The 12,270-nt window shown below is 71.5% G+C and carries 10 protein-coding genes and 3 tRNA genes; 5 read left to right on the top strand and 8 right to left on the bottom strand.

Translation table 11 applies throughout. The features are described 5' to 3' along the window. Positions 1–9: 9 nt before the first annotated feature. Positions 10–879, bottom strand: coding sequence for an isocitrate lyase/PEP mutase family protein (locus tag AC5P09_RS10230; protein ID WP_493873541.1), 870 nt, complete (start codon positions 877–879; stop codon positions 10–12). Positions 880–945: 66 nt separating this feature from the next. Continuing rightward, complete coding sequence (locus AC5P09_RS10235; RefSeq protein WP_493873692.1) at positions 946–1,584, bottom strand: GOLPH3/VPS74 family protein; 639 nt, start codon at positions 1,582–1,584, stop codon at positions 946–948. A gap of 314 nt (positions 1,585–1,898) precedes the next feature. On the opposite strand from AC5P09_RS10235, the gene AC5P09_RS10240 reads away from it, so the two are divergent. The 4 genes from AC5P09_RS10240 to AC5P09_RS10255 all read left to right on the top strand — a co-directional run bounded on the left by AC5P09_RS10240 (position 1,899) and on the right by AC5P09_RS10255 (position 7,839). Then, positions 1,899–3,524: an ABC-F family ATP-binding cassette domain-containing protein gene (locus AC5P09_RS10240; RefSeq protein ID WP_493873542.1), complete on the top strand. Its 1,626-nt coding sequence runs from the start codon at positions 1,899–1,901 to the stop codon at positions 3,522–3,524. 10 nt (positions 3,525–3,534) lie between these two features. Then, the gene (locus tag AC5P09_RS10245; protein ID WP_493873543.1) at positions 3,535–5,790 is read left to right on the top strand and encodes an ATP-binding cassette domain-containing protein; all 2,256 of its coding nucleotides are present in this window, start codon (positions 3,535–3,537) and stop codon (positions 5,788–5,790) included. Between the two features lie 83 nt (positions 5,791–5,873). Continuing rightward, a complete protein-coding gene (gene ddaH, locus AC5P09_RS10250) occupies positions 5,874–6,650 on the top strand; it encodes a dimethylargininase (RefSeq protein WP_493873544.1) in 777 nt (258 codons plus the stop codon). Between the two features lie 211 nt (positions 6,651–6,861). After that, a complete protein-coding gene (locus AC5P09_RS10255; protein WP_493873545.1) occupies positions 6,862–7,839 on the top strand; it encodes an acyl-ACP desaturase in 978 nt (325 codons plus the stop codon). A 21-nt stretch (positions 7,840–7,860) separates the two neighbouring features. Here AC5P09_RS10255 and AC5P09_RS10260 read toward each other — a convergent pair. The 6 genes from AC5P09_RS10260 to AC5P09_RS10285 all read right to left on the bottom strand — a co-directional run bounded on the left by AC5P09_RS10260 (position 7,861) and on the right by AC5P09_RS10285 (position 11,204). Continuing rightward, positions 7,861–7,936: transfer RNA gene (locus tag AC5P09_RS10260), tRNA-Trp, on the bottom strand. Positions 7,937–7,951: 15 nt separating this feature from the next. Then, a complete protein-coding gene (locus AC5P09_RS10265) occupies positions 7,952–9,139 on the bottom strand; it encodes a leucine-rich repeat domain-containing protein (RefSeq protein ID WP_493873546.1) in 1,188 nt (395 codons plus the stop codon). After that, on the bottom strand, positions 9,136–10,464 hold the full coding sequence (locus AC5P09_RS10270; RefSeq protein WP_493873547.1) for an SDR family NAD(P)-dependent oxidoreductase: 1,329 nt from the start codon (positions 10,462–10,464) through the stop codon (positions 9,136–9,138). The genes AC5P09_RS10265 and AC5P09_RS10270 overlap by 4 nt, the downstream gene beginning before the upstream one ends. A gap of 28 nt (positions 10,465–10,492) precedes the next feature. Then, a tRNA-Glu gene (locus tag AC5P09_RS10275) sits at positions 10,493–10,567 on the bottom strand. Between the two features lie 49 nt (positions 10,568–10,616). Beyond that, positions 10,617–10,688: transfer RNA gene (locus AC5P09_RS10280), tRNA-Gly, on the bottom strand. A gap of 270 nt (positions 10,689–10,958) precedes the next feature. Then, on the bottom strand, positions 10,959–11,204 hold the full coding sequence (locus AC5P09_RS10285; RefSeq protein WP_266450345.1) for a WhiB family transcriptional regulator: 246 nt from the start codon (positions 11,202–11,204) through the stop codon (positions 10,959–10,961). 257 nt (positions 11,205–11,461) lie between these two features. Here AC5P09_RS10285 and AC5P09_RS10290 point away from each other — a divergent pair, with 257 nt between their 5' ends. Further along, positions 11,462–12,256 (top strand): VOC family protein, encoded by a 795-nt coding sequence (locus tag AC5P09_RS10290; protein ID WP_493873548.1) that lies wholly within the window; start codon positions 11,462–11,464, stop codon positions 12,254–12,256. The last annotated feature ends 14 nt before the right edge of the window (positions 12,257–12,270 follow it).

Raw genomic sequence — 12,270 nt, forward strand, 5'->3', positions numbered from 1 at the left:
CGGCCGGCGTCAGCGGCCGAGCAGTGTGTTGAGCTCGCCGTAGTCGAGTCCGTCCGCCAGCGCGTCGTACGTCCCCGTGCCCAGCAGTTCCCGGGCGGCCCGGCGGACCAGGGCGTGCGCGGCCTGGGCGATGCCCGAGCCGACGCTCACCCGGGCGACGCCGAGCGCGGCCAGCTCGGCGACCGGCGGGGCACCGGGACCGGCCATCACGTTCAGCGGTCCGCCCACGCCGTCGGCGAGCAGCTTCACCGTCTCCGGGTCGACGGCCCCGGGAACGAAAATGCCGTCGGCGCCCGCGGCGAGAGAGGCGGCGGCCCGCTCCAGGGTGAGGTCGACTCCCCCGGCGGCGCGCAGGAACGTGTCGATGCGGGCGTTGACGAACAACGGCACGCCCGCCGCGTCGGCGGCCTCGCGGGCGGCGGCGATCCTCCCCCAGACTCCGTCCGGGGGGACCCCCATCTCGCTTCGCTCGGCCTGCTGGCCGACCGGCCGCAGCGGGCCGGCCCCGGCCCCGTACAGCGCGTCCTCGATGTTCACGCCGACCATGCCCGCGGCGAGCACGGCACGGATCGTGTCGGCCACCCCGGCCGGGTCCTTCGCGTAACCGCTCTCGACGTCCGCGCTGACGGGCACGTCGACCGCGGCGGCGATGTCCGCCGCGGCCGCCAGGGCCCGGTCGCGGTCCAGCGTGTCGCCGTCCGCCGCGCCCAGGGCCCAGGCGAGACCCGCGCTGGTGGTCGCCACCGCGGCCGCGCCCGCGTCCTCGACGATGCGCGCGCTCGCGGTGTCCCAGGCGTTGGGCAGAACGAGCGGGCTGCCCGGCACGTGCAGGAAGCGGAAGGCGAGAGCGCGGGCGCGCAGGATGCTCTGGTTCGTCATGCGCCTCACTCAACCAGCGGCCGCACAGGGCGGTCTGGCAGGAATCCGACAGGGACGTGCGGCGGATCAGTCGAGGGCGGACGCCGCCGCCCTCGCCGTCCGTACCTCCCGGACGACCGTCCGCAACACCGGTGCCGCCACCCCGCCCCGCTCGGTGAGTTCTTCGAGGCGCCCCCGGTCGTGTGCGTCGTCGGACACCAGCCCCGCGGCGTCCGCGAGCACGGCGAGGGCCGCGTCCCGCTCGGAGACCTCCGTGACCGGCACCGGCCCCAGCACGACCGCGCGCGCCTCCGCACGCAGCGCGTCCACCACGGCGACGCCCTCCAAGGCGTACTCAACAGTCGGGAACACTCCGAGGACCCGTCGCTTCTCGGCGTGCAGGAAGCCCCCGGCGGCCAACTGCTCCCGTACGGCGTCCAGGGTGATCCGCGCCCGCAGGGTCACCCAGGTCCGCCACCGGTGCGGCCGGGACTCCCGGACCAGTTCGAGCAGGCCGTCGAGGACGGGGTCCCCTGTGTCGGAGTCCATGTCGGCCGGCGTGGCGACGCCGTCCTCGTCGACGAGCAGACCTCGCCGGACCAGCTCGACCAGGGCACCGGCCCGGACCAGAGCGGGCAGCCGGCCGGCGTCGGCGACACCGGTCTCCGTGCTGTCCCAGGCCAGCAGGCACAGCCGGGCCGGGAGCGAGAGCGAGCCATGAGGCACGGGGTGCACGGGGTCTCCTTCGGACGGTGGGATCGGGGCTCAGTTAATGCGTTGACAGCCCCCAGGGCCGCTCATACGGTGTACAGCGGTCCTGTTGCCGTCGATTGGAGAAGGACGTTGCTCGTCTGAGGTCCTGAGACACCGCGTCACACACGTGCAGTGTGTGCGTTGCGTGCGACCTCGGCGTCCGAGCCGTCCTCCGGAACAGGGCTATTTTTCATGCCCCCTTGGTCTCCGGGGCCTCTCCCCCTTGGTCGCAGGTGTCTCGATACGCGTTTGCCCCCGACCACCTCAAGCAACCGCGGAGACCCCGTATGTCTACTTCCATCACCTGTACCTCCCTCGCCTTCGCCTGGCCCGACGGCACCCCCGTCTTCGAGGACCTCGACGTGGCGTTCGGCCCCGGCCGCACCGGCCTCGTCGGCGTCAACGGGTCCGGAAAGTCGACCCTGTTGAAGCTGATCGCCGGAGAGCTCACCCCTGCCGACGGCACCGTCCGCGTCGCCGGCGAGGTCGGCTACCTCCCGCAGAACGTCACCCTCGACACCCGTCTGAGGGTCGACGAGGCGCTCGGCATCGCCGCACAGCGGGCCGCGCTGCACGCCATCGAGGCCGGTGACGTGGCCGAGAAGCACTTCGAGACGGTCGGCGACGACTGGGACGTGGAGGAGCGCGCGCTCGCCACCCTCGGCGAACTCGGGCTCGGTCACATCGAGCTGGACCGGGCGATCGGCGAGGTGTCGGGCGGCGAGTCGGTGCTCCTGCGGCTGGCCGCGCTGCTGCTGCGCCGCCCGGACGTCCTGCTGCTCGACGAGCCCACCAACAACCTGGACCTGTACGCGCGCAGGCGGCTGTACTCGGCCGTCCAGTCCTGGCCGGGCGTCATGGTGGTGGTCAGCCACGACCGCGAACTCCTCGAACTGGTCGACCAGATCGCCGATCTGCACTCCGGCGAGGTCACCTGGTACGGCGGCAACTTCTCCGCCTACGAGGAGGCGCTCGCCACCGAACAGGAGGCCGCCGAGCGGATGGTGCGGGTCGCCGAGTCGGATCTGAAGAAACAGAAGCGTGAACTCACGGAGGCCCAGGTCAAGTTGGCCCGGCGCAAGCGGTACGGGCAGAAGATGTGGGACCAGAAGCGCGAGCCGAAGATCATCATGGGGGCACGCAAGCGCGCGGCACAGGAGTCCGCGGGCAAGCACCGCATCCTGCACGAGGAACGGCTCGCCGAGGCCAAGGAGCGGCTCGACGAGGCGGTGGAGGCCGTACGGGACGACGACGAGATCCGCGTCGACCTGCCGTACACGGCCGTACCGCCGGGCCGTACCGTCCTCACCCTCATGGACCTGCGACTCGCCTACGGCGCAAGCGTTGCGGGCGGCTTCGACCTGCGCGGTCCGGAGCGGATCGCGCTGATCGGACGCAACGGCGCGGGCAAGACGACGCTGCTGCGCACGATCGCCGGGGAGCTGGAGCCGGTGTCGGGCGAGGCGAGGACGCAGGTGCCGATGCGGTTTCTGCCGCAGCGGCTCGACGTCCTCGACGACGAGCTGACGGTCGCCGAGAACGTGGCCCGGTTCGCGCCGGGCGCCACCAACAACCGGGTCCGGACGCGGCTGGCCCGCTTCCTGTTCCGGGGCGCCCGCGCCGACCAGAAGGCGGAGACCCTGTCCGGCGGCGAACGTTTCCGGGCGGCCCTGGCCGCGCTGATGCTGGCCGAGCCCGCGCCGCAGCTGCTGATGCTGGACGAGCCGACCAACAACCTCGACATGGCGAGCGTGCGACAGCTGACGACGGCCCTGGAGTCGTACGAGGGAGCGTTGATCGTGGCCAGTCACGACCTGCCGTTCCTGGAGTCGATCGGCATCACCCGCTGGCTGCTGATGGAAGAAGGAGAACTCAGGGAAATCAAGCCAGAAGCTGTCGGGTATCCCGCCTAGCGTCGGGTGCATGCCCGATTTCATCACCCTCACCGGAGCCCGGGAGAACAACCTCAAGGACGTCACCCTCCGCATCCCGAAAGGCCGGCTGACCGTGTTCACCGGCGTTTCGGGGTCGGGGAAGTCGTCGGTCGTGTTCGACACGATCGCGGTCGAGTCCCAGCGCCAGCTGAACGAGACCTTCACCTGGTTCGTGCGCAACCGTCTGCCCAAGTACGAGCGGCCGCACGCGGACGCGCTGGAGGACCTGTCGCCCGCGATCGTCGTCGACCAACGGCCGGTCGGGGGCCACTCCCGGTCCACGGTCGGCACGATGACCGACGTCTACTCGGTGCTGCGGGTGCTGTTCTCCCGGCACGGCACCCCGAGCGCCGGACCGGCGACGGCGTACTCGTTCAACGACCCGGCGGGCATGTGCCCCGAGTGCGACGGTCTCGGCCGGACGGTACGACCCGACTGGGACCGCATCCTCGACCCCGGCCGCTCGCTCGCGGACGGGGCGGTGCGCTTCCCGCCGTTCGCCGCCGGGACCTGGCAGGGGCAGGCGTACACCAACACCGAGGAACTGGACCCCGACAAGCCGGTCGGCACCTTCACCGCCGCCGAGCGGCGGTTCCTGATGCGCGGCCGCCCCGGCAGCAAGGTCACCGTCAACGCCACCGGCGGCACCTGGACCACCGAGTACGAGGGCCTGGCCGACCGCTTCGAGCGGCTGTACCTCAAGCGCGACCTGTCCGCCATGAGCCAGAAGACCCGTGACCTGGTACAGGAGTTCCTGGCGGAGGGCACCTGCCCGGCCTGCGCCGGCGCCCGCCTCAACCGGGCGGCGCTCGCCACCCGGATTGGCGGCCGGAAACTCGCCGACTGCACACACATGCAGGTCAGCGATCTGATCGGGGTACTGAAGGAGATCGACGACCCGGTCGCCCGGCCGATCGCCGGGGCCGCCGTCGCCGCCCTCGAACGCATCGACGCGATCGGCCTCGGCTACCTCAGCCTCGACCGCGAGACCTCCACCCTGTCCGGCGGCGAGGGCCAACGGCTGAAGACGGTCCGGCACTTGGGCTCCAGCCTGACCGGGATGACGTACATCTTCGACGAACCCACCGTCGGCCTGCACCCGCGGGACGTCGGCCGCCTCGGCGACCTGCTGCTGCGGCTGCGCGACAAGGGCAACACCGTGCTGGTCGTCGAGCACGACCCGGACGTCATCACGCTGGCCGACCATGTCGTCGACATGGGGCCCGGAGCCGGTGCCGAGGGCGGGCAGGTGGTGTTCGAGGGCACGCCGGCGGAGCTCGCCGAGTCGGGGACGCCGACCGGGCGGTGCCTGCGCCGCCGTACGGCACTCAAGGAGCACGTGCGGGACGCCACCGGCGCACTGTGGGTCAAGGGTGCCGACCGGCACAACCTGCGGGACGTGACCGTCGCGTTCCCGACCGGGGTGCTGACCGTGGTGACCGGGGTCGCCGGGTCCGGGAAGAGCACGCTGGTCGCGGAGTTCACCGCCGCCCACCCCGACACGGTGGTCGTCGACCAGTCGTCCATCGGGATCTCCGCGCGGTCCACCCCGGCGACGTACATCGGGATCATGGACACGGTACGGAAGACCTTCGCGCGCGAGACGGGTGCCGAGCCGGGGTTCTTCAGCTTCAACTCGACCGGTGCGTGTGCCACGTGCGAGGGCCGCGGGATCGTCTACACCGATCTGGCGTTCATGGATCCGGTGACGACGACCTGCCACGACTGCGAGGGGCGCCGTTTCAAGGACGAGGTGCTGCGGCTGACCGTCGGCGGCAACTCGGTGGCGGACGTCCTGGAGATGACGGCCGACCAGGCGCTGGAGTTCTTCGACGACTCCGGTGTACGACGCCGGCTGAGCGCCCTGCGGGACGTCGGCCTCACCTATCTCACGCTCGGCCAACCGCTGTCCACGCTCTCCGGCGGTGAACGGCAGCGGATGAAGCTGGCGACCCGGCTGCACCGGACGGGAGCGGTGTACGTCCTCGACGAGCCGACAACCGGGCTGCACATGTCGGACGTGGACGGGCTGCTCGGCCTGCTGGACCGGCTGGTCGACGCGGGGAACACGGTCGTGGTCGTGGAGCACCACCTGGACGTGGTGGCACACGGCGACCGGATCATCGACCTGGGCCCGGACGGGGGCCGGGACGGCGGTCGGGTGATCTTCGAAGGGACCCCCCGGGAACTGCTGTCCGCACGGGACTCCAGCACGGCGGAGCATCTCAGGAGGGCCACAGCCTGACAACAGGGGTTTTGCCCGCGCGCACCCGCCCTGCATGATGGCGGACAGGCCACAACCCTGTCCCACCGATCCGGAGATCCCTCGTGCCCAGCAAGAAGGCCCTCGTCCGCCGCCCCAGCCCGCGCCTCGCCGAAGGCCTGGTGACCCACATCGAGCGCGAGAAGGTCGATGCCGACCTCGCCCTCGACCAGTGGGAGGCGTACGTCGAGGCCCTGCGCACGCACGGCTGGGAGACCATCGAGGTGGATCCGGAGGACGACTGCCCCGACTCGGTGTTCGTCGAGGACACCGTCGTCATGTACAAGAACGTCGCGCTGATCACCCGGCCCGGCGCCGAGTCCCGGCGCGAGGAGACCATGGGCGTCGAGGAGGCCGTGGCCCGCCTGGGCTGCTCGGTCAACTGGATCTGGGACCCGGGCACGCTGGACGGCGGTGACGTGTTGAAGATCGGCGACACGATCTACGTCGGCCGGGGCGGTCGCACCAACGCGGCGGGGGTCCAGCAACTGCGGGCCGCCTTCGAACCGCTCGGGGCGCGGATCGTCGCCGTACCGGTGAGCAAGGTGCTGCATCTGAAGACCGCGGTCACCGCGCTGCCCGACGGGACCGTCCTCGGACGCATCCCGCAGTTGGACGCGCCCTCGCTGTTCCCGCGCTTCCTGCCGGTACCGGAGGAGTCCGGGGCGCACGTGGTACTGCTCGGGGGCGACAAACTGCTGATGGCGGCGAGCGCACCGAAGACCGCCGAACTCCTCGGCGACCTCGGCCACGAGCCCGTCCTCGTCGACATCAGCGAGTTCGAGAAGCTCGAAGGCTGTGTGACTTGTCTCTCGGTGCGCCTGCGGGAACTGTATGCATGACCGGGTGAGCAACTCGCCCTTCCGGCCCCGGACCTGCGCTTCCCGGGGCCCTTTGTCATGCTTGGGGAACACGCCTGATCAGGGATCTTTACACGGCTCTTAACCTACGGTCTCGTAACCTACGGATACGTAGCCTACGATTCCGTAGGTACCGGTTCGGCACCGCTCGCCGGCCACCCTCATAACTGTTCCGCGTCCCCCTGGAGTACCCGTGACGATCACTTCCCCTCACCTCGGCAGCCCGTCCTCCGCCTGGACCGACGCCCGCCTGCTGTACGCGCTGGAGGAAGTCGTCGAGCAGGAGCTCAACCGGCACCTGAAGGTCGCCAAGGACTGGATGCCGCACGAGTACGTCCCGTGGAGCGACGCGCGCAACTTCCCCGGCCTCTTCGAGGACGGCGAGGCGTGGGACAAGCAGCAGTCCAAGGTCACCGAGCTCGGCCGGATCGCACTGGTGGTCAACCTTCTCACGGAGGACAACCTCCCCAGCTACCACCACGAGATCGCCTCCCTCTTCGGCCGTGACGGCGCCTGGGGCACCTGGGTGCACCGCTGGACCGCGGAGGAGGGCCGGCACGGCATCGTGATGCGCGACTACCTCCTCGCCTCGCGCGCGGTCGACCCGGACAAGCTGGAGCAGTTCCGCATGGCCCACATGGCCGAGGGCTTCGAGTCGGACAACCGGCACTCGATGCTGCACTCGGTGGCCTACGTCGCCTTCCAGGAGCTGGCGACCCGCGTCTCGCACCGCAACACCGGCCACCAGTCCGGCGACCCGGTCTGCGACCGCATGCTGGCGCGCATCGCGACCGACGAGAACCTGCACATGGTCTTCTACCGCAACCTGCTGAAGGCGGCCTTCGACCTCGCGCCCGACCAGACGATGCAGGCGGTGCGCGACGTGATCGTGAACTTCCGGATGCCCGGCCACGGCATGCCCGGCTTCGAGCGGGCCGCCGCGCAGATGGCGATCGGCGAGGTCTACAACATGCGCATCCACCACGACGACGTCATCCAGCCCGTCCTGCGCTTCCTGAAGGTCCTGGAGATCGACGGCCTCGGCCCCGAGGGCCTCAAGGCCCAGGAGGAACTCGGCCTGTACATGGACGGCCTGGACGCGGAGGCGTCGAAGTTCGACGAGAAGCTCGCGGCGCGCAAGGCGCGCATGGCGGCTCGCGCGGCCGGCTGACAGCCACGTCGTTCCAGAGGGGGCGGGGCGGCTGGATTCGAACCAGCGTGTTCCAGTTCTGGAGACCGGCGCGCCTGCCTCTGCGCTACGACCCCGCCCTTGACATCAGACACTAGCCCCCCGGCCACGGCCGGGGGGCTGTTCTGTGCACGCTGCGTACGGCTGCCACGTCGGCCGGGACCGCCGGGAGCGGGACGTGGGCGCTCAGGGCCTCCAGGCGGCGTTTGACGCTGGTGGCGATGGACCGGCCGAGGACGAAGCGGGTGGCCGTGGCCGCGCGGGGTGCGGTGTCGAGGAGGCGGTGGGCCTCGCGGCTGCGCATGCCGGTGTGGGTGAGGACAAGGTGAGTGAGGCGGTGCGTGGTGCCCGCGAGGGCTTCCGCGATCGTTTCGGCGGCCGGCAGGTCGATGTGGTTGTCGGCCGCGCCCAGTACCGCCGCCGCCCGGACCCGGCCGAGGTCGAGCAGGGTGACACCGGCCGTGGTCGCCGCCGCCACCAGCCGGGCCGCGGCCCGCGGACCGATGCCGTTGCCGGCGACGGACAGGCGGGTGAGCCATCCGTACGGTGCCCGCTCCAGCGCGTGGGCAAGGTGCTGGGCGCCCACGTCACCCAACCCGGCTGCGGAGACGTACAGTTCGTCGATCGCCCCGGCCGCGAGCACGGCGGCCAGCGGTACCGCCCCGGCCTCACCCAGTGGGTTGCCACCGACGAAGAGCCGTTCGATACGGCGTCCGTTGCCGGCGGCCGCGAGCAGGGCATCGGCGAGGACTGCGATGCCCGCCGCGTCGAGGCCGGTCTGGACGAGGTCGAGGGTGCGCAACGACCGGGCCGACTCGACAAGTTCGGCCGCCGCCCGGCCGCCCCCGCCTCCCAGCGGGTTGCGCTTCAGCCAGACGCCGGTGACCACCTGCGGGGACGCGCGCAGCTGGTCGGCGATGCGGCAGGCGCCGCCCGCTGTGATGTTGTTGCAGCCGAGGTAGAGCGTCTCGACACCGGTGTGCGAACCGGCCACCGCGGTGGCGCCGGCGTCGCCGAGCGCGTCGGTGCCGAGCAGCAAGTGTCGTACGGGAGAGGAGCCTTGGGAGAGGGCTTCGGCGACCAGGGCGGCGCCCTGGGCACCCAGTCCCTGCTTGCACAGGTCGAGGCGGCCGTCGGGCAGCGCCGTACCGGCCGTGAAGTCCAGGCGTTCCCCGGCCGGGCGGCCGGACCGCAACCAGTCAAGGAGCGGAGCGAGTTCGGTGCGCGGGCGCGGCACGACATGCGGCACACCCGCGAAGCCCGTCACGGGTTGTTCGCTCACCACTGCGCCTCCCGGTAGTCCTTGAGGAACACCCCGGACACGGGGTCCCCCGCCTCGCCGCGCACGATCGGGTCGTACACGCGGGCCGCGCCGTCCACGATGTCCAGGGGCGTACGGAAGCCCGCGTCCGCCATCCGGGCCTTCTTCGGCGCCGGGTTCTCGTCGGTGATCCAGCCGGTGTCGACGGCGCACATGTGCACGCCCTGCTCGGCGAGTTCGGCGGCGCTGGTGCGGGTGAGCATGTTGAGGGCGGCCTTGGCCATGTTGGTGTGCGGGTGGCCGGGCATCTTGTTGCGGACGGCGAACCGGCCCTCCACGGCGGTCACGTTCACCACGTACCGGCGCGGGTGCGGCGAGGCGAGCAACAGGGGCAGCAGCCGGTCGCACAGCAGAGCCGGGGCGAGCGCGTTGACCAGCTGGGTCTCCAGGACCTCGGCCGGGTCGAGGGCACCGAGCCGGGCCGACCAGGAGTTCTCCGGAGAGGGGTCGGGCAGCAGTCCGGCCTCGTCGGCCTCGCGCAGCGCTGCCGTCAGGGACGCGGCACCGCCGCCCAGCATCCGCATCGGGGTGAAGCCGGGCGCGTGCCGGGCGCCCTCGGGCAGCGCGTCGTACTCGCCGGCCGCGAGCAGCGCGTACGACTCGGGCGGGCGGCGCACGGTCTGCGCCGCGTTGTTGACGAGGACGTCCAGCGGCTCGCCCTCCCGCCGCAACTCCTCGCACAGGCCCAGCACCTGGCGCGGGTCGCGCAGGTCGACGGCGAGGACGGTCAGCCGGTCGAGCCACTTCTCGCTGCCCGGCTCGGCACGGAAGCGGCGCACCGTGTCGTGCGGGAAGCGCGAGGTGACCTGCAGCTTCGCGCCGTCGCGCAGCATCATCAGCGCCAGCTGGAACCCGATCTTCACCCGGCCGCCGGTGAGCAGCACCCGGCGTCCGCTCAGGTCGGTGCTGATGGCCCGTCGGGCGGTGTTGTCGGCGGCGCAGCGCGGGCACAGGCGGTGGTAGAAGGAATCGACCTGTCGGTAGGGCGACTTGCAGACGTAGCAGGTGCGCGGCTTGCGGAAGGCTCCGCCGGTACCGGCTACGGCCAGCGGGGCGTCCTCGCGCCGGTCGGGCGCGCCGGTCGCGGTCGCTGCCATCACCTCGGCGTCGGCGGCCGACAGTTCGGCACCGCGTGTCCTGCGCCGGCGCAGGCGTCCGTCCCTCGCGAAGGACGCGGCGACCTGCTCGGCGTGCAGCCGTACCGGGTCGTCGACGGGCAGCGCCCGCAGCCTGGCGACCGTGCGGTGGAAGGCGGCCAGCTCCTCCTCGCCGAGTGCGTCACGCATGAGTCCCCGCCCGTCCGGTGCCGTGCTGTGGTGGGCCGGGCCGGATTCGAACCGGCGTATCCGCCCTGAGAAGGCGGCGCGCCTGCCTCTGCGCGACCGACCCTCCCCCAGACTCCGTCCGGGGGGACCCCCATCTCGCTGCGCTCGCGCGGCCCGGACGACCGGATTCGAACCGGCGTATCCGCCTGGGCAAGGCGGCGCGACTGCCTCTGCGCTACGCCCGGCCGCGCTCCCGGATCCTATCCGCGCCCCTACGGTCGGTCGCGCGAATTTACGGCCCGCCCGGCGAGGAAGGGCGGCCGAAGCCTCCAGTGCCTGTCCGGCGGATCATGCCGCGGACGCGGGGCATGGCACGCCGATTGGCGGCGTTGTCGTCGGTAGCCGATGCTCCACATCGACGCCCTCCTCCGCCTGGCACCCGACGCACGACGCCCCACTCACCCTCGTCGATCAGGCACCGCCGATTTCCTCGGGCCTGACCCGCCGGTCAGGCCCTAGTCGTTCGTCCGCCTCAGGTGCAGCCGTTCCTTCTCGGACAGGCCGCCCCAGACGCCGAAGCGCTCGTCGTTGGACAGTGCGTACTCCAGGCACGCGGTGCGCATCTCGCACATGCCGCAGATGCGCTTCGCCTCGCGCACCGAGCTGCCCGGTTCGGGGAAGAAGAAGTCCGCCCCGGTCTGCGCGCACAGGGCCTGCGTCTGCCAGCCGAGGTCGGCCGGGGTGATGGTGTCGATGTGCATGCCCGAGATCGTGCCGGGGCGCGAAAAACATTCCATCAACGCGCGATCAACGCGGAGCCCGCACGGCCTCCGCACGGCCGATGATGACGCGGCCGGACACCCGGGCGCACGGCGGCGCGCGGAACGTCGTACGACAAGATGAGTTCCTGCGGACACTCAGGGTGACCGGGTTCCGTCGGTCACGCCCGCGCGATTGTCAGTGGGCGGTGCGAGACTCGGCAGTGCAGGCAACGGGACCCTTCAAAGGAGTGGCAGAGATGCTCACCACCCGTTTTGTCACCGGCGCCCCGAACTGGCTCGATCTCGGCACACCCGACATCGAAGGCGCCTCCTCCTTCTACGGCAGCCTCTTCGGCTGGCAGTTCCGGTCGGGCGGGCCCGAGGCCGGCGGCTACGGCTTCTTCCAGCTCGACGACAGGACAGCCGCGGGCGGCATGCAGACCACCCCGGACCAGGGCCCGCCGTCCTGGACCGTCTATTTCCAGACCCCGGACGCGGACGCCACCGCGAAGGCGGCCGAGCACACGCACGGCTCGGTGCTGATGCAGCCCATGGACGTCATGGACCAGGGCCGGATGGCGATCCTCGCCGACCATGCCGGCGTGGCCTTCGGTATCTGGCAGCCCGCCGCCAACAAGGGCCTGGACGTGGTGCAGGAGCAGGGCTCGCTGTGCTGGCTGGAGTTGTACACGCCGGACCTTCCCGCGGCCGCCGGGTTCTACAACGGGCTGTTCGGCTGGGAGACCTCCGCGCTCACCTTCGCCGGGGGCACCTACACCACCGTCCACCCGTCGGGGACCGAGCCGGACGCCATGTTCGGCGGCATCGTCCCGCTGGAGGACGACCCGACCAAGGCGGCGGCCGGGGCCTGGCTGCCGTACTTCGAGGTCCCGGACACCGACGCGGCCGTCAGCACGGCGCAGGAGCGGGGCGGCACGGTCCGGCTCCCGGCGACCGACCTGGAGGACGTCGGCCGCATCGCCGAGCTCGCCGACCCGTACGGGGCACGCTTCGCGGTGATCAAGAGCACGCCGCCGCAGCAGCCGGCGTAAGGGGAGAGCTGCGA

The organism is Streptomyces sp. a15, assembly GCF_059026085.1.